This window comes from Anaerofustis butyriciformans (assembly GCF_036289385.1).
Lineage (GTDB): Bacteria > Bacillota > Clostridia > Eubacteriales > Anaerofustaceae > Anaerofustis > Anaerofustis butyriciformans.
In genome coordinates, this window is record NZ_JAYFFH010000011.1 from 1 (window position 1) to 20,290 (window position 20,290).

Consider the following 20,290-nt stretch of genomic DNA (forward strand, 5'->3'; position numbering starts at 1 on the left):
TCCCTTTTTATCTGCAATATTTTTTATAATATTGTTTAATCTTCTATCAGGTCTAAATGTCATTAGATATCTTTCCATATTAAATCTCCTGTAAGTTAAAATAAAGTATACTTTTTTTTCATTGCTAATTATACTATATCTTTTTTTATTTATCAAAAAAAAAGTATATAATCTTCTATTTTTTTTACTTTTTTTTATGTTTTTTAGTGTTTTTTCGTGATATTTTCCAAAAATTATTGATTAAAAAAAAGTATACATTTTTTTAGGAGGAATACATGAAAAGAAAAATAAAAAATATTTTAAAATTTACTTTTTTAACAACTTTAACTTTACCTAATGTTGTTTTTGGTAAAACAAATACAACACAAATTACAGGAATGGTAGAAGAAGCAGGAAATGACTTTGTACTACTACTAATAAAACTTGCATGGGCATTATTGGGATTTGTTCTTGCAATATTTCTATTTAGACTTTTTTTCGCAAGCTCTCAAGAGAGAGAGACAATATTTAGGGAAGGTAAAGTTAAAATTATAGCTTTTGTTTGTTTAGTTGGTGTGAATTTAATTGCTTCTTATGTTAAAGGTTTATTTTCATCTTGGTTTTAATTTAAAAGAAAGTTGTAATTAGAAAATGATAAAGAAAATTATTGATGAATTTAAACAAGATTTAGAGTATGCGTTAGATAAAAATAATATTAATAGAATTAATAGATTATTAGGGAATACATTAGTTATTTTAACGTATATTGCATTTATAGATTTATTAATTATAATGCTTGTTAATTTTATTGTTAATTTTGTTGTTAATTTTAAAATAGATTATTTAATTAAAGGTGACTTTTTTTATAACAAAATTATTAAAATTAGTAATTTTTTTAGATTTAGTCTTATTTTTCAATATCCTTTAATATATATCATTCTATTTTTATTTTTAATAATTTTCTCTATTCATAGATTTATTAAACACAAAGATAGTTATGGTGATTTTAATATTGAACAACAGGGAAATACAAGATGGGCAACAGATGAAGAATTAGACATACAGTACTTATCTGTATTAGAAGATCCATTAGATAAATATGGAAATATAAATTGGATTAATTTTAGAACTGGTTATCCAGTAGCAACACGAATAATTAATAATCAGTATATATGTTATATTGATAATAGACCTGCACACTCTTTAAATTTAGGTTCTACACGTGGAGGAAAATCTCAAATAGTTATATTGCGTTTTATAGATATTTTGAGTAGATGTTTAAATATTAAGGACAGAGCTTCAATTGTTGTAAATGACCCAAAATTAGAATTATATAGTATGACAGGACGTGAGTTAAGGGAAAACAGAGGTTATGATGTTCATGTAATTAATTTTCAAGATACAAATTATTCAATACATGTAAATTTACTGCAACAAGTAACATTATATTGGCAACAAGGTTTGTATGATGAAGCAATTAAAGAAGCAAGATATTTATCTGAATATATGTTTTCTGATGCAACTACAAATGTTAATGGTGATAATAAATTTTTCGATGAAGCTGCAATAGGTTATTTAAATGCATTAATAATTGCACACACAGAAGATTGTATCAAATATGGAATGCCAGAAAAGAATAATATGCCATCCATCTATCAAACTCATGTTCAACTAAAAGGACATACTTATCAATTAAAAGTGTCTAATAACATGGTTAAAACAAAAACATATTTAGATGACTATTTTAATAATCGCTCTGATGACTCAAGAGCTAAACAATTATATATATCTAAATTAGTTACGGATGCAACAAAAACAAGAGATAATATATTTATGACTGTATTAAATCAATTAGAATTATTTGGATATGAAGATATGGAAAATATTTCTATAAAGTCTGATTTAGATTTTTTAAAAATTGGATTTGGAAAAAAACCAGTAGCATTATTTATTGGTTCTGATGAAATTGACCATTCAAAAGATAAACTTATAGTTATGTTAATAACATCAATGTACAGAATATTATCTAGACAAGCTGTTTTTACTGGTAAGTGTAAAAGATGTGTACATTATATTTGGGATGAGTTTGGACAATCCCCTGTAGTAAAAGATATGCAAACTATGGTTAGTATGGGAGCAGGTAAAAATTTATTTTTCCATTTATTTTTACAATCATTTCAACAAATGGTAGCTGTATATGGTGAAACAACTGCAATGTCTATAAAAGAAAATTTAGATATTCAAGTTTTTATAAAAGGTAATACTACTGAAAATACAGAAGAAATTGCAAATTTAATTGGTACAGAAACATATTTAAATAAGACAAGGCATGGTGCAACTTTTAGTAATGATAAAACTATTACTGAGCAACAAGATGGTAGAACATTAGTAACAGCTGATGAACTTAGGCGTATGCCAAAAGGAAGTACTTTAGTTGCAAGGACAGATGTTAGAGAAGATAAGTATGGAAATTCTGATAATTATGATTTAGAACCATTCCCCATTGATAATAGAGCAAAGAATAAACGTTTTAGATTTGCAAAAGATTATTTAAATGATGTATTTGATACTAATGCAACATTTAATGATATGAAAAAATATACTGCAAAATTAAATAAAGAAGAAACTAAAAATAAAAAATTTATATTTAATGCTTTAGATTATACAAGAGCATTAAATAAAATAAAATATGAATTATTAAATACTCTATATGTAAAACTTTGTAGCTATTTTTCTTATTATGTAAAAGTATCTAGTGTAAACAAAGTTAAAATAGATGATATAAATAAAAAAATTAGAATATTAAAAAATGGTAATGAGTTTTTTGAATATCCACTTGATGATATTTTTAAAGATTTATTAACTATTACGGATTTATCTTTTAATGAATTAATATCAGAAATTTTGCATGATGAAATGACATTCTTAAATAGAATAACAGTAGAGAATGAAGAAGAATTCATTAATAAAAAAGAACAAGAATTAGAAAAAATTAATGATGTTATTAATGAAATTAATAATATTATTACTGTCAATACTAACGATGTTGATTTAACAACAATTGATAATATTATAAGCTATTTAACAGCATTAATTGTAAATAATTTAAATAAGGATGAATATTCACAGGAACAAAAACAAGCTTTATTATCATTAAAAAATAAATTAATAGAAGAGAAAAAAAGAAAGGATTATTAAACTTAATTGTTTTAAAAATTAATGATGGAAATAAAAAATTTAACAATTTTACTTGAAGAAAATATCTTAGAGTTATACATAAACAAAATAAAAAACATTATAAACAATAATAATATCAATATAAAAAGCATTAATGATTTAATTAAAACTATTAATATATTTATTTCGTCTAATGAATACTCAGAAGAACAAAAAGAAAAATTAAAGTATATTTTACAAGAACTATAACAGGATACAACACATTCGTTGTATTCTGTTATGTTAATTAAAAAAAAGGAAAGGAGGAAAATACAACCTAGTTGTATTTTTTAAATATGTTATTTAAAAGAAAAGAAAAAGAGGAAGTATCATTAAAAGATTTAGTAAATAAAGAATTTGTTGAAAAAATACAACCAAAAGGAGGAATATCTTTTAAAGATGAAAAACATATTAAATATGGTAATGGCTATTCCCAATGTGTAAGTATTGTAGAATATCCTAATGACTTTGCATATCTTTGGAGAAGTACTTTAACTAATATAGACAAAGCTATTATTGTGTCATCTTTTAATAAAGAAGAACAACATATTGCTGAAGAAAATATAAACAGAAGTATTGAAAATACCCAAAGTATTGCACTTACAGAAAAAAAACAAGGATACAAAGATAAATTTAACAGTAATTCTGAATTATTAAGAAATGTTCGCTCAGCTATTGATGATAATCAAGCACTTATTAAAATGAATACAAAAGTGTACTTATCAGAGAAAAGTATTAATGAATTAGATAACGTAACTGCTGATTTAATTCAATACTTTGAAAAAAATAATTTTAAAGCTACTGTTTTACTAAATGAAAATAAAAATGATTATCTGAGTATGTTTTTAACTGATGAAGAACAAAAAAGACTAATTAACTATAGAGAAGGTCAAGTTTTCTTATCTGGACAAATAGCAGCTGGATATAATTATAACTATTCTAATCTAAATGATAAGTATGGTAGATTATATGGATATACAAGCTGTGGTGGTTCTGTAAGGCTTGATATTGGACAAATTGATAACATAAATAGATTTAATTATAATTTTGCTATTTTGGGTAATTCTGGGTCTGGTAAGTCTACTATGAGTAAAGATTTATTAGAAGATAGATTTGCACGTGGTGATAATTTTCGTATCATCGACCCTTTAGGTGAATATACAACTCTTGTAAATGAATTAGGTGGTAAAGTTATAAAATTTACTGCTTCTTATGACCCAGATAGTGATGTGGATAGTGGAATTATCAATCCATTAGAAATATTAAATTCTGTTGATAATAATATTGAAAATTACAAAATACACTTAAACAATTTTGCAACTTTTATGAAATTTATAAGACCTAGCATGCACGAAGATGATATATCAATATTAAATATTTATTTAGATAAATTTTATAAACATTATGGTTTGAATTATGAAGATGATATAGTAACAGGTTTATCTCCTGAAAAGTATCCTATATTATCAGATTTTATTGAATTTATACAAGATATTCTTTATACGGATAAAAAACATTCTGAATTTAACAATAATATATCAGATAAAGTTCAAAAATCATTAGAATCACTTGAATTAACATTATCAAGTTTAATACAAACATATGGTTCTATATTTAATGGACATTCAACTTTTAAAGATTTGGTTAATTATCCTATTATTTCTTTCGATATATCGGCATTAAAAAAAGTAGATTCAAATATATTTGATGCAAGATTTTATAATATATTAACATTAGTTTGGGATAATGCATTAAAAGAAGGTGCAAAAATGAAAGAAAAATATGAAAATCATGAGATTAAAGAATATCAAATTAAACGTAATTTTATTGTTATAGATGAAGCACATTTATTCTTAAATGCAAAAAAATCTTATGCTGTTGATTTTTTATTAAGGTGTGAAAAAGAAGGAAGAAAATTTTTTACTGGTATTGGTATTATAACCCAATCACTAAGAGATATGATACCTGCCAAAACAACATCAGAAGAACAAGCAGGAATTGTTGGTATGTTAGAAGAAACAACTCTAAGATTTATTTATAAGCAAGATGCAAATATAACATCATTACTTGAACAAACATTTGAAGGGCAATTAAGTCAAAGTGAATTGTCAAGAATACCATTTTTTCAAAAAGGAGATTTGTTATTGTCAATTAAAGGTGGTAATAATATAGAATTTCATCATTATGTATCTGATAAAAAATTAAAATATTTCAAAGGTGGTATGTAAAATACAACCTAGTTGCATTTTTGTAAAAAAAGAAAGGAGGAAAATACAACCTAGTTGTATTTTAAAATATGTACATAAAAAAATATAAATATACATTTTTATTTTTAACTATTGTTTCTATTTATTTATTCTTTTTATTTTCAAATTTTATTTTAGGTTCTATTAAACTCAGTACTTTAAATTTTAGTGAAATTGGTACAAATTATGAAGTGTTAGAGAATGGAAATATAACATTAGAAAACTGGATTTATGATAAAGAAAAAAAGATGATGGAAATTGAAATATCATGTGACTATGAGTCATATTTAGATGAAAATATGTTAGTACAAGCCAAAAGTGAAAGTAAATTCTTATCAAAACAAAATCCATTACAAATTGAAATATATATTGATAAGCCGAATTATAAAATATTTAGAATATTAAATGTTCCTAATAATTTTAGGCAAATTGCTTTTGGTATTTCTTATAATAACGATTTACAAAATCGAGAACTAGATAAAAATGATTTAAGTCTAATTTTATATTCCAATTACAAAGAAGTTAAATCTGGAGTAATAAAAAATTTAAAATATGAAGATTATCTTATTGCTAAAATTGATAGAGATATTATAAAGAAAAATGAAGAGATAAAAGAAATTAATAAAAATATTGATATTTTAAATAATGAAATAAATGACTTAGAAAATATTAATGCAGAATTAAATAAAGATTTAGAATTTCAAGTTGGAGAAGAAAAGGAAAATACAATAAATAGTATATTAAATAACAATCAAGAAATATTAAATAATAATGACATTATTAATGAAAATAAAATAAAAATAGAACAAATAGAAGCAGAGATAGAAGAACAAAGAAATCAACAAGCAAATTATAAAAACAACTAAGTTGTATTTTATAAAATGATTAGAAAGGAGAGTTAAATATGGGAGTAAATAAGCAAATGTGTATTGATTTACTTTCTAATTATGACTATGTGTTTAGTTTAAAAACTTCTATGATATTTGACTTTTGCCGAAGTTTGATGGAAGGTTTTATTGATATTTTATCTACCTGTTTGTCAGCAATGTCAGTTATGTTAGATGGTATTTATAATCTTCTAAAGCCATTTACAATGGACTCGGTTATTAAAGAATTTATATTATCATATAAGTTTATTATATTTCCTGTCCTTATTATTGCTATTGCATTAATATTTTGGAATATGTATATACATTCAGATCAACATCATAATTTTAATAAATATGTTTACAATATACTTTTGGCTATGATAATTTTTATATCTATATTTTCATTTGTAGATGTATTAAATAATTTATCCTTAGGCTTAATTGATTATACTGGTGTTACATCTTATAACGAAACAGCTGGTAATATTATAGCAAATAATACGTATGATATGTATTATATAGAAAAAGGAATAACACAAAAAAATGGTCATTATATTATATCTAATGATTATTTAAAAAATAAAAATTTATTATATGAAACAAAGAATGGGAAAAAAGATTATTCTATTGCAACTAAAATTGACCATCAAGAAAAAGTTGATACAGATAAACTAACAAATACTATAGTCAAAGATGGTAAGTTGTTTGAAAGTAAAGTTTATTTAGATGTGGCAGATTACAATATTGAAAAAAGTGTAGTAGAATTATCAGACTCATTTATTGATATAGCAAATGAAAGTTACTATAGATATAAAATAAATTATATTCCTATTGTAGTAACTATTGTATGTGTTATTGTTGTTTATTTTTTTACAGGTTTAACAGCAATAAAAAAAATATATTCAATACCTGTATCAATGTTTTTATCAGTATATTATTCTTTTGCTGATATAAAAACTGGTGAAAGATTAAGAAAAATTATAGAATTTCTTTTAAGCACTTATATTATTCTAGTGATGACAGCAATATTATTAAAGTTATTTTTACATTGTATGAATATTGTTAGTAATATTGAATTTAGTTCAAATTTTATTTTAGATGGAATTATTAAGGCTTTAATTTATATTATGCTAACTTTGGCAACTATTGATGGACCTGACCTTATAGAAAAATTAACTGGTATTGATGCAGGAGTATCTGATGGTTCTCGTGGAGTCATTGCAACATATCATGTAGGACAAGCTATAGGAAAAGCAGGTAGCTCAATTAAATCTACATTTTCTAAAGGAAAATCTTCAGTTTTATCAATGATTAATAGTATAAATACTATGGATAATGAAGATAAGATGAGCAATAACAATGACAGTACATTCGATAGTAGTCAAAATCAAGGAAATAATTCCTATTCTAATTCTGATATAAATAACAATGATAGCACATTCGATAGTAATCAAAGTCAAGGAAATAATGGTTTTTCAAATCAATCTAACAATACACAAAGTGACTTTGGTGAAGCAGAACAAAATAATAGTTCAATGAACAATCAATATAATGATAATAATTCTATTAATAGTCAATATGATAGTAGTAGCAATTTTGATAATAATCAAAATAATACAACTGTTTCTATGAATAATGATAATTATAAAGGTAATTCTCGCAATAATGTTGGTACATATAAAAATTCAAAAATAAATAAGATGTTTAATAATTCTAATAACGGATTCAAAAGAAAGTAAGGAGATGATTTTATGAATTATTTTGATAATCTTTTATCTAAACGAATAGATGGATATTCTAGTTCTATACATATTTCAAAAAAAGTAACAGTAAAGTTATTTTTATCTTGTTTAGCATACTACATAATTTTACTTAGTATTTTCCCAATTGTTAGTGCTTTACCATTAGTAAAATTATTATTTCTAATTTTTCATACTATAACAACATTTATGTTATTTGCAAGGAAGCCTAAAAGTAATTACAATAAAAGACTTTACGAATGTATATTAATAGAAATTTCAAAAGTTTTGTCTGAAAAAATATACACACCTGTTTTTATTCCATATAAAATGCGACAAGTAAAAAATGGAATAGTTTTTAATAAGGAAGAATTTGAAGAAATAATAATATTAAAAAATAAGGAGTAATAATATATGAAGAAAAGAAAAAAAAAGAAAAGATTAGACTCTAACTTTTCTATGATTTCCCCTGTAGTTGATTTTAATGATGAACATAATTGTTATGTTAAATCAAATGGAGAAGTTATAGATTTTATAAAAATCATTCCTATAAATGTTTCTGTAGACCCTGCTTCAGAAATAGTATTGGATAATATGATTTTATATGATAGATTTTTAAAAACATTTCCATATCCTTTTAATGAAATAGTAATGAATTTTCCTACTGATGTAAGTTCACAAGTTGATTACTATAAGAAAAAGATTAAAGAATGTAATAATCCGTTAAGAAAAGATATGTTATTAAGGGATATGCAACAATTAGAAAATTTAGGAACTAATGACAGTGAAAAAAATTATATATATATGTTTCATGGAAAAGATTTTGATGAATTAAAAAAAATTGAAGAAACTTTTATGAGTTATTATCCAAGAACGAAATATCAATTTTTATCTAGAAAAGAAAGAGATATTATTATTGAAAAAATGTTAGATATAACATCTGTTTTATCTGATTATTAGTAATTTTTTTTAAAAAAAATCTTGTAATACAAATGTATTACAAGATTAAAAAAATGATAGCGTTTTTTTGAGATTCAACTAATCTCAGAATCCTTTTATAGAACACGAATGGCACTGCCATTCCTATCACTTTTTATAAAGTGATAGCAGTGTTCCTTATGCCCATTCCTATCTAAAAGATAGGAATGCTTGCAACTCTGCTAATTCTCAGAAAGGAAAATATATTATCATGGCTGATATTTTCGTAAGAAGTATTAACGATAAAACTTTAGCGTTACTAAAAATACAAGCTCAGCAATTAGGATACAAAAGTGTCAATAAATATATTAATTTTATTTTAGAACAATCCATTATATTAAACGAAACAAAAACAATTGTTTCAGAAATGGAAAGTTTAACATTAAATTGTTTAAATACAATAAAAGCAAATACAATTGTTTTAAATGAATTTATTGACAAAATTGACAAAATGAATTTTACAACTGAAAAGGAATAAAAAAATGAGCAAAATAACATCATTTAGATTTGAAGAAACTTATAATGAAAAAATCCAATATATAAAAAAAGAAAATAAACTTTCAAACAACTCTGATGTATTAAAATTTGTTATTGACTTTTATATAAAAAATCATGAAATAAAAACTGATACTGAAAAAATAAAAAAAGAAGTAAATAATATAAAAAAGATTTGTAGAAATATTGAAAAGAATTCTTATATCTCTACAGAAATGATTAATAATATTATTTTAAATAATTCGTATAATGATGTAATTCTAACAAAAAATTTAAAAAGCTCTATTTATTCTAGAGCAGAAGATGAATATAAAAATAATGTTAAGAAAAATGTTATTATTACAATTAATAAAAATAAAAAAAATAGAAATGCAACCTAGTTGTATTTCTATTTAATATTTAATAGTGAAGGAGGAAAATACAACATAGTTGTAAAATAAGATGAGTGGTTTAAATATGATGTGTGAGTTTTATACATCAAATGATATGCAAAAAGGTAAAGCTATAATAGATGATAAAACAGTAAAAAGTTTTAAAAGATATATTGAATATATTGATAGAAAAGAAGCAAGAAATCCGTCTTATACAGCTTCTAAAGAATCAAATTATTCTAATGAAAGATATATACAGTATATGGATAATCCTAATAAAACATCTGGATTATTTGATATTAATGGTTATGTTACAAAAGAAAAGAAAAAATATTATAAAAATATTTTTGATATGGCTGAAAAGAACAGTTCTTTGATGTGGTCTACTATAATATCTTTCGATAATAAATTTTTAGAAGAACATAAAATATTAAGTAATGGTATTTTACAAGAAGAATTGTTAGAACAATACACAAGAGAAATGATGAATATTTTACTTAAGAGTGAAAAGATAGAAAATGAACAAAATACTAAATGGGTTGCTGCAATTCATCATAATACAGATAATATTCATATTCATATAGGCATTACAGAAATAAATAATACACGTCCGATTATAGATAAAGGAAAGTATAAAGGACAATATAAAGGTAAATTTAAACAAGAAACAATAAAGAAATGTAAAAGCAATTTTGTTAATAATATTATCAAAGAATATACAAAAGAAAGAAATATTATTATCAACGATATTATAAGAAATTCAATAACCAAAAATACTAAAGATTATTTAAGAGATGATAAAATAGCATATCAAAAAATTATGTCTTTATATGAGAATCTTGTTAATGAAAATTTACAATTTGAATTTTATAAAACTAATAAAATGGCAAAATTCCATGATGAAATAGATAGTATTACAGACTATTTTTTAGATAAATATTTTCAAGAAGAATTTAAAAGTTTAATGCAGAATTTAGAAGAAAATTCAATCAAATACAAAGAAGTCTATGGCGAAAATAGTTCCCAATATAAAGAATATAAGATAAATAAAATTAATGAATTATATGTAAAAATGGGAAATCAAATTTTAAGAGAAATTAGAGAAATTTATAAAGGCAATAATACTGTCAATATTAATAATAATTTTCAAAATATTAATGATATGAAATTTAATTTAAAAGAAATAAATTTTGAAAGAACTAATAAATCATTAAATAATCATTTTAATAATATATATATAGGATATGAATTAAGAAAAATTAAATATAATTTAAAAAACACGTTAAAACAATATAAAAATCAGTGGGAGCATGAAGAATTAGAATATAATATAAAAATGAAAGAACGAGTAGAAGAACTTGGATATGGCAACTAAGTTGTAATTTTTTTTTGATAAATAAAACTTGAGTTTTTAAGTTTTATATAATATAATTTAAAAAAAGGAATGTAGAAATGTATAAATCTATTAATACTATATTAGATGAACTTCAAATAATACTTTTTAATAAAAAACTAAATTTTAGTTATAAATTAGTGAATACAAATAAAAAAAGACTAGGAACTATATACGATTATTGTTCTCATACAGGGAATGAAATTAGTATACCATATAAATTATTTACATTATCCAACGAAGATATAATCAAGGTTTTTATATTTGAATTGTTATATATATATTGCAATAATAATAATATTCAAGCTTTTAATATGAAAAACGGATACTATAAGAAGCAATTTAAAGAAGTAGGGGAGTATCACAAAATACAATTAAATTATTTAAAAAATAAAGGATATATAGATGTTAAAATAGATAAAAGATTTAATGAATTAATATTAAAATGTAATTTTGAAGATATAAAAAGTTCAAAAGAATATAATAAAGTAGCTAATAGCCAAAATGATTTAACTCAATGGAGATATTTTTGTCCTTGCTGTAATGGTATATTACGTGGAACAAAAAATATGAAAATAAAATGTTTAAATTGTAATGTAGAAATGATACATACGGATAATTTCAAAATAGAATACCAATTAAATAATGAAATAATTGGAACATATGATGATAAATTAATAATAGAAGATGAAAATGGAAATTTGTTTTATATATATGGTAATTTAAAAATGTACGATATTGGAGATTGTATTAATATAACAGATATTATATCTATATATACACTTGAAAATGACGATGTGATGAACATTTTAAGAAAGTTCAAGGAGAATATTTCATGAGTATTAAAGAAAAAATCCAAGATTTAGAAAATAAGATAAAAATAGAAATAGACAACATATTTAATAATCAAGAAAATTATTTAGAATTTTTAAAAATAAGAAGTTTCTTAACAATAGATAATATTGAAAATGCAGTGTTGCTTTATGGACAAAATAAAGACATAAATTTAATTAATACTAGTCAATCTTTTTTTAAAAGTAATATTCCTGTAAGAGTTAATGAAAAAGGATATAATCAATTAATAAATGTTGAAAGAAAATATATTAACAGAGATGGAATAGAAATCCCATTAAAACAAGCAAGTAAAGATGAGTGGAATAAAATAAGACAAGGTGATTTAGAAGTAATTACTAAAAAAGAAAAAAGTATAACAAAAGTTTTTGATATAAAACAAACTATTTGCAGTGAAAAGATGACTGACACTATATTAAATAAAACAAAAGTATGCTATGATAAAAATTTATTAAAAGATGCATTGTATAGTTTTATGCAGACAAAACAATATAATTTAGATTTTAAATTAAATTCATGTGATATGATTAATCAACTAGTGAATGGAGAAAATGAAAATTTAAAGATAGTACAAAATACGACAGTTGTTTTAATTTGCAACTATTATGGAATAGAAGTAAATGAAGATATAAAAAAAAATATCATTGTTGAGTTAGAGCAATTAAAAGAAAATACTAATAGAAGTGAGACTTTGGAAATACTAAAGCAATCAGATAAGGATTATATGATGTTAAAAAAAGAAATTGATAATAGTATTATTCCATTTATAAATACTATTGAAAAATCAAGGAAAGAAATAAATAGAGAAGAATATGAAAGATAATATTTAACATATAATATTATAATTGTATTACTAGGTTGTATTTTATAAAAGGAGATAATTATGATTACAGAAAAAAAGAAAGAAAAAAAAGTTGATATTCAAGATATAAAATTTTCGTATTTAATTGAAAATATAAACGATTTGTCAATAAAAGAAATAAATGAAATACAGGAAGATTTTTGTATTGATGAAAATGTTGTTGAAAATATTATTGAAGAAGAACGAGAAAGATAAAAATATTTTAAACATCAATATTAGAAATATATTATAAAAATACAACCTAGTTGTAATTTTAAGAGGTAAATATGAATAAGAGTAATATAGAAATTATTAATGATTTAAAAAGAAATATTTCAATAGTAGATTATGCAAGATATTTAGGATTTCATGTGGTAAAAAAAGGAAATAAATATTATTCACTAGAAGAGCATGATAGTGTTATGATTGATGTAACTTCTAATACATATAGACGTTTTAGTGTTGACGGATATAAAAAAGATATTATTAATTTTGTTGAAGAGTTTGAACATTTAAGAACTTCTGAAGCTATTGAAAAATTAAAAAAATTTAATAATAATACGTTAAATTATTCAAATAAAAAAAGAGTAGATAAACATACTCAATTTAATAAATGGTTTGATACATTTATACAAGAAAAAGACAATATAAAAGAATTTATTATTTTAAATAAAGATGATAATATTCATATGTTTAGTACTGAAGATTTATGTAAACATATAAAAAAATTTTCTATTGAAGAAAAAGAAAAAATAAAAGATACATTAGTCAAGTTAGATTATGTAAATGCAGATATTATGGATTTTTTTAATTACATAGCAGAAAAGTTATATATAGAAAATGATAAAACAATAACTTTACCTGAAAAAAGTTCATCATATAAAAATATATTTGCATATTTGAATAAAACAAGAAATATTGATAATGATATTATAAATGATGCAATTTCAAATAAATTATTATTTCAAGATGTAAATAATAACTGTTGCTTTGTTGGATATAATGAAGAAGGTGATGTGAATTATTTAATTAAAAGAGGAACAAATACATATAAAGCTTTTCGTGCAGAAGATAAAAATAATGACTATCAAAAAGGTATGTTATGGCAATATACAGATAATTCAGATAAATTAATTATTACAGAAAGTCCGATTGATACATTATCATTACAGAATATATTAAAAAAGAATAATGTTAATTATAAGGATTTTAATTATTTAATATTAGGTGGTGTTAGTAAATTAGGTTCAATAGAATACCGACTTAAAGAAAAAAAATATAAAAATATTATTATTGCTGTTGATAATGATATTGCAGGTTTTCATTGTATTCAAAAAATACAAAATATTTTAATTTCAAATGAATATGAAGGTAGTGTATCTTTATGTATACCTAATCAGAAAGATTTTAATGAAGATATTGTAAATAATAATTTTTCTTTTAAAAGTATTTCAAGTGGGAAGCTAAGAAATAAAACATATCAAGCATTTAATCAAATTATTAGTGATAACAAATATTTTAATAGATACATTGAAAATTGTGCTAATAATTACGGCTATAATACTAATATTCAAATGCTGATTTTAGAACAAAATTTTAATACATCATTTATTGCAAATAATAACATTTGGGATAAGTTAAATAGAACTATAAAAGAGCAAGCTAAACCAATTTTTAATATAAAAAAAGGTAAGTATATAGATATATTGTTTGATATTAGTGATACTGTATTAAAAACAAATAAAGAAGATATTTTTAAGAATAATATTGAAATAATTCCAAAAGAATCAAAAGATGAATTTTTTATATATTTGAAAGAACTAGTAGGTGATGAACAATCAAAAACATTACCAGAAATGATAGCTAAAATCGTTGATATTAATTTTATGTTAAATTATCCCACAAATATTAAAGATACTAATATATTAAATAACATTAAAGAAATAAGTAGTGCTGCAATTAATAAACGATTAGGTTCTGCAAATTTTGTCAATACAGACATCGAAGTTTTTAAACATGTAAATAATCAGTTAGCTTGGGAAATATTACAATCTATAAATAAAAATATAAAATTTAATTTACAATTTTATAAAAAAAATTTTGAAATATTCAAAGGGAAAAGGAGAGAATATAATGTTAAACGACAGATATCAAAAACTAATGAAATCGGACAATCTAATGGAAGAAATGAACTTGAGCCTATTCGGAAAGAAAGTATTAAAAATAATGATGCAAGACGAAGAAATCTTGTTTTATCACTTAATCAAGCAAGATTTGGAAGAATTATTAATGAACCTAGACTCAGAAGCATTGAGTTACTACAAGGATTGTCAACAAGCGAAAATCAAAGAAAGACAAAAAGAATTAGAAAGGGCAACCAAAATAGGAGATATGTCATTGTTCAAGAACATTCAAGATACAATAAAATTGGAAGCCGAAGCAGAAACGAACAGGGAGGTAGTAAATCCGTTTCTAAAGGGAATGAATCTAATTTAGAACAGACTTCTTTGTTTAATAGTGCAAATAAAGAAGATAAATATAATGTACCCAATAATGAAAAAATACAATCAAAAAGTAAGAAAGATACAAGAATAGAAGATAATATTAAAGCAATAAATTTAATTAAACATGGTACATATAATAATACAGAAAAAACAGTATTAGAAAATTATCATGGTTGGGGTGGTTTATCAGAAGTATTTGAAAAGGAAAATAAATATAATAACCTAATAAGAAATTTACTAAGTGAAAAAGAATATAAACAAGCAAGAAGTTCAACATTAACAGCCTTTTATACTTCAGATAAAATTGTAAATCCATTATTAGACCATATTTTTAGTAAAATAAATTTTGAAAATAATAAAAATATAAATATTCTTGACCCATCTATGGGTATTGGTAATTTTTTTCACTACTTAAAAGATAAAGATAGCATTAAAGAAAACTGTAAACTATATGGAGTAGAAATTGATGATATTTCATATCAAATTGCAAATTATTTATATCCAAATGCACAAATAATGCATAGTGGTTTTGAAGATATAGAATTCAAAGATAATTCATTTGATTTGATTATGTCTAATATTCCCTTTGGTGATATATCAATATATGATAAAAAATATAAAAAAAGTTATTTAATACATGATTATTTCATTAAAAAGTCAATTGATATTGTTAAACCAAATGGTATCGTTGCATTTATAACATCAGCAGGTACATTGGATAAAAAAAATAATGAATTTCGTAAAGAGATTTATAGAAAAGCTGAATTAAAAGGTGCAATCCGATTAAATAATAAAGCATTTAAAGAAGAAGGAACAAGTATAGTATCAGATATATTAGTTTTTCAGAAAAGAGAGCAAGAAATTACTGAAGAAGAAATAAATTATCCTTCATGGATTTTTTCTGAAGAATATCAGCATACAGGTATTCTATTAAATAAGTATTTTATAGAAAATCCACATATGATTTTAGGTTACATAAGTGAAAGTACAGCTCAATTTGGTAGAAAAATATTAGATGTAACATATGAAAAAAAGCTAGATGATTTATCAGTTGATATTGCTAATACAATTGAAACTATTGATATTGACAATTACAATGTGGAAAATCAAGAAGATTATATTATAGAAAATTTAGATAATCATTTAAAAGAGTTAGATGAGAATAATATTTATGTTTATCAAAATAATGAATTATTTTATATTGAAAATAATAATAAAATAATTCCTAAAATATCAAAAAAACAAAAAGATGTTATTATTAAACTTTTAGAACTAAAGCAAAGTATATACAATATTATGGATATTCAGTCTAAAGAATATTCAAAAGAAGACTTTTATAAATTACTTGAAAAGTTAAATAATCAATATGATAAATTTGTTCTTAAATATGGATATGTAACACCTAATATAAAATATATTGAAGAAGATGTTACATCATCAATTTTTTATTCTTTAGAAGTAAGTCATATTGATGATGCCGAAAATATTGTTTATGAAAAATCAGATTTATTTTTTGAACCAACTATTTCTGACCAAACTTTAAATATTAACAATATTCAAGATGCATTAGCTGTCTGTTTAAGTGATAAAGGTGAAGTTGATATTGAATATATTTCCGAAATTTATAATAAAGAAACAGAAGTTGTTTTAAAAGAATTAGATGATTATGTTGTAATTGACCACAATAGTTTATTTAATGTAGATAATCAATATAATTATATTCTTAAAACTGAGTATTTGTCTGGAGATGTAAAAACAAAGAAAGAAGAATTAGAATATTTATTAATACAAGATATAAATGACGAATTTAAAAAAATAATAGAAAAAAATTTAAGTTTAGTAAATGAAGTCATTCCAAAAGATATACCATTTTCAGATATTGGTTTTAATTTAGGAACAACATGGATAGATACAGAAATATATAATCAATTTATGCAAGAAGTTTTAAAAGTACGTAGCTATGCGAATAGTCTTGTTTTTGATTATATGACAAATACATATAATATTTCCAATAAATCTCATTTTTATCGTCAAGAAATAAATAATGAATTTGGTACGAGTAGAATAAATCCGTTACATATTCTAGAACGTACTATGAATATGATTGATGTTAAAATATATGATAATATTGATGATAAACGTATTTTAAATAAGAAAGAAACAACATTAGCACGTTTGAAGCAAGATAAAATTAAAAATGCATTTAATGAATGGGTAAGTAGTAATGTTGAAGTAAGTACTAGAATTGAAAAATTATATAATGAAAAAATGAACAGATATGTTCATAGAAGTTTTGATGAAAAATTATTTGTTGCACCTAAAAATATTACAAATAAAATTGAATTAACAAAAGAACAAAAAAAAGGTGTTGTAAGAGTTTTATTAGGTGGAAATACTTTGCTACCATATAAAGTTGGACATGGGAAAACTTTTACAATGATTGCATCAGCAATGACATTGAAGCAAGCAGGTATTTGTAAAAAACCATTATTTATCGTCCCTAATCATTTAGTTGGACAATGGGCAAATGAGTTCTATATGTTAAATCCCAATGCTAAAATTTTAGTACCTACTAAAAAAGATTTGACAGCAAAACATAGAAAAAGCTTTTTATCAAAAATAATGGGTAGCTCTTTCGATGCTGTTATTATGCCTTATACTCAATTTGAAAAGATTAAAATGAGTAATGAATATGTTTTATCTTTTTATAGTAAGGAAATAGAAAGGTATGAACAATTTATTTCTGAATATAAATATGATAATGAACGTAATTTTTCTATTAAACAATGTGAAAAACAGTTAAAACAACTTAGAGAAAAGTATAAAAAAACACAAACACAAATTGATGAAAGAAAAGATGATAATGTTCTTTCATTTGAAGATTTAGGAATTGATTATTTGTTTGTGGATGAAGCACACTATTATAAAAATTGCCCATTCACAACAAGGTTAAAAAATATTAGTGGAATTAATCCAACTGGAAGTTTAAAATCTATGGATTTTATGATGAAAACGCAGTATATAACGAGTTTACATAATCAAAAACGTGGACTTGTTTTTGCTACTGCTACACCGATAAGTAATTCTATTTCAGAATTATTTATTATGCAAAAATATTTACAAAATGATATCTTAGAAAAATTACATATAGATAATTTTGATAGTTGGGTTTCTACGTATGCACAAATAGAAACAAAAATAGAACTAAACGTATCGGCTCAAAATTATAAAACAAGGACACGTTTTACAGGATTTAGAAATTTACCTGAGTTAATAAGTATATTTAATTTAGTAGCTGATTATCAAGAAGATATTCCTGAAATTCAAGGTATACCTAATTTAAAAACTGGTAAAATACAAACAATTGCTGTTGAAAGTAGCCCTTTAGCAAAAAAAATCATGCAAGAATTTGATAAACGTAATTCTTTCATTGAAGCAGGTGTAGTAGATAGTAAAGAAGATAATATGTTGAAATTAACCAATGATGGTAGAAAGCTATCTATTGATGTTTCACTTTTGAATACAGACTTTACGCAAGAAAGACAGTTTTCAAAAGTGTATGTAGCTTGTGATTATATTTATAAAGAATATATTAATTCTGAAGAATATAAAGGGTTTCAAATGGTATTTCTTGACTATGGTGTTGCTCTTTATGACAAAATAAAAGAAGAATTAGTTAGATTAGGTATTCAAGAAAATGAAATAGCATTTATATCTGATGCCAAAACTGATAAAGCAAAAATAGAATTATTTCAAAAATGTAGAAATGGAGATGTTCGAGTTTTATTAGGTTCTACAGAGAAAATGGGGCAAGGTACGAATGTTCAAAAACGTATGATATCATTACATCACATAGACTGTCCTTGGCGACCTTCAGACATTGAACAACGAAATGGCAGAATTTTAAGACGTGGTAATATGTTTAAGGAAGTAAATGTATACAGATATGTTACAAAGGGAACATTTGATTCATATATGTGGCAGACACAAGAAAATAAATTATTATTTATAAATCCGATAGGAATAGTAAAAGGTAATGTTAGATTTGTACAAGATGTAGATGAAATGGTACTTGATTGTGCTGAAGTTAAAGCTATTTGCTGTTCTAATCCAATAATTAAGGAAAAATTAGAAATTGATAATAAAATAAAAACGTTAAAACTAGAAAAAAGTGAATTTTTAAAGAGCCAAGAAAATGCAAGACATCTTATTAAAAATATTCCTAAAGAAATTAAATTAAATAGTTCTACATTAGAAAAATATAAATTAGATATAGACTTTGTAAAAAATTATAATGAAAAAAATTATAATGAAAAAACAGATAATATTCAATTTAATATGGAAATAAATGGTGTGAATTTTACTGAAAGGAAAAAAGCTATTGAACATTTAAATAATGTTATTAAAAATATTAATATTAATGCAGATAATTATGGTAAAAATATTAAAATTGGTAATTTAAAAGGATTTGATTTATATATTAATATTAAAAGTGATGTGAAAAAAATCATATTACAAAATAATATTATGAAGTCGATCGAATATAAAGATAATTCAGATTATGGTTTTATAATTAAATTAGAAAATTTAATTAATATTGATAAATTAATATTATCAAAACGTTCATTAGAAGAATCAATTAACGAATTAAATAATAGTTTGGAATATCAAAATAAAATTATAAATAGTGAATTTCCTAAAAAACAAGAACTTGCAGATTTAACTGAGCGACAAGGACAAATACAATTTCAACTTGAGATGGGAGAGCAAGAACAAGATATAACATATGAAGAAATATAGGAGGAAT

General features: G+C 22.8%; 15 protein-coding genes. All 15 read left to right on the plus strand.

Annotated features, from left to right (window positions below):
• Positions 1 to 275: 275 nt before the first annotated feature.
• Positions 276 to 605, plus strand: coding sequence for a hypothetical protein (locus tag V2W16_RS10720; protein ID WP_329385702.1), 330 nt, complete (start codon positions 276 to 278; stop codon positions 603 to 605).
• A 25-nt stretch (positions 606 to 630) separates the two neighbouring features.
• The gene (locus tag V2W16_RS10725; protein ID WP_329385705.1) at positions 631 to 3,177 is read left to right on the plus strand and encodes a type IV secretory system conjugative DNA transfer family protein; all 2,547 of its coding nucleotides are present in this window, start codon (positions 631 to 633) and stop codon (positions 3,175 to 3,177) included.
• Positions 3,178 to 3,198: 21 nt separating this feature from the next.
• Positions 3,199 to 3,405, plus strand: coding sequence for a hypothetical protein (locus V2W16_RS10730; protein WP_329385708.1), 207 nt, complete (start codon positions 3,199 to 3,201; stop codon positions 3,403 to 3,405).
• A gap of 71 nt (positions 3,406 to 3,476) precedes the next feature.
• Entirely contained in the window at positions 3,477 to 5,423 is a 1,947-nt protein-coding gene (locus tag V2W16_RS10735) for a VirB4 family type IV secretion system protein (RefSeq protein ID WP_329385711.1), read from the plus strand.
• A 68-nt stretch (positions 5,424 to 5,491) separates the two neighbouring features.
• The gene (locus V2W16_RS10740) at positions 5,492 to 6,307 is read left to right on the plus strand and encodes a hypothetical protein (protein ID WP_329385714.1); all 816 of its coding nucleotides are present in this window, start codon (positions 5,492 to 5,494) and stop codon (positions 6,305 to 6,307) included.
• Positions 6,308 to 6,345: 38 nt separating this feature from the next.
• On the plus strand, positions 6,346 to 8,049 hold the full coding sequence (locus V2W16_RS10745; RefSeq protein WP_329385717.1) for a pLS20_p028 family conjugation system transmembrane protein: 1,704 nt from the start codon (positions 6,346 to 6,348) through the stop codon (positions 8,047 to 8,049).
• A gap of 12 nt (positions 8,050 to 8,061) precedes the next feature.
• Positions 8,062 to 8,457, plus strand: a complete 396-nt coding sequence (locus V2W16_RS10750) for a hypothetical protein (RefSeq protein ID WP_329385719.1) — start codon at positions 8,062 to 8,064, stop codon at positions 8,455 to 8,457.
• Between the two features lie 6 nt (positions 8,458 to 8,463).
• The gene (locus V2W16_RS10755) at positions 8,464 to 9,009 is read left to right on the plus strand and encodes a hypothetical protein (protein ID WP_329385721.1); all 546 of its coding nucleotides are present in this window, start codon (positions 8,464 to 8,466) and stop codon (positions 9,007 to 9,009) included.
• Between the two features lie 229 nt (positions 9,010 to 9,238).
• Positions 9,239 to 9,505: a hypothetical protein gene (locus V2W16_RS10760; RefSeq protein WP_329385723.1), complete on the plus strand. Its 267-nt coding sequence runs from the start codon at positions 9,239 to 9,241 to the stop codon at positions 9,503 to 9,505.
• 4 nt (positions 9,506 to 9,509) lie between these two features.
• A complete protein-coding gene (locus V2W16_RS10765) occupies positions 9,510 to 9,902 on the plus strand; it encodes a hypothetical protein (protein WP_329385726.1) in 393 nt (130 codons plus the stop codon).
• Between the two features lie 61 nt (positions 9,903 to 9,963).
• Positions 9,964 to 11,268: a MobP2 family relaxase gene (mobP2, locus tag V2W16_RS10770; protein WP_329385729.1), complete on the plus strand. Its 1,305-nt coding sequence runs from the start codon at positions 9,964 to 9,966 to the stop codon at positions 11,266 to 11,268.
• Positions 11,269 to 11,345: 77 nt separating this feature from the next.
• Entirely contained in the window at positions 11,346 to 12,125 is a 780-nt protein-coding gene (locus tag V2W16_RS10775; protein WP_329385732.1) for a hypothetical protein, read from the plus strand.
• Positions 12,122 to 12,961 carry a hypothetical protein gene (locus tag V2W16_RS10780; protein WP_329385735.1) on the plus strand — a complete coding sequence of 280 codons (840 nt, stop codon included), beginning with the start codon at positions 12,122 to 12,124 and terminating at the stop codon, positions 12,959 to 12,961. Before V2W16_RS10775 ends, V2W16_RS10780 begins: the two co-directional genes overlap by 4 nt.
• A gap of 60 nt (positions 12,962 to 13,021) precedes the next feature.
• Positions 13,022 to 13,195 (plus strand): hypothetical protein, encoded by a 174-nt coding sequence (locus V2W16_RS10785; protein ID WP_329385738.1) that lies wholly within the window; start codon positions 13,022 to 13,024, stop codon positions 13,193 to 13,195.
• 71 nt (positions 13,196 to 13,266) lie between these two features.
• Positions 13,267 to 20,283, plus strand: a complete 7,017-nt coding sequence (locus tag V2W16_RS10790) for a DUF3991 domain-containing protein (protein WP_329385741.1) — start codon at positions 13,267 to 13,269, stop codon at positions 20,281 to 20,283.
• The last annotated feature ends 7 nt before the right edge of the window (positions 20,284 to 20,290 follow it).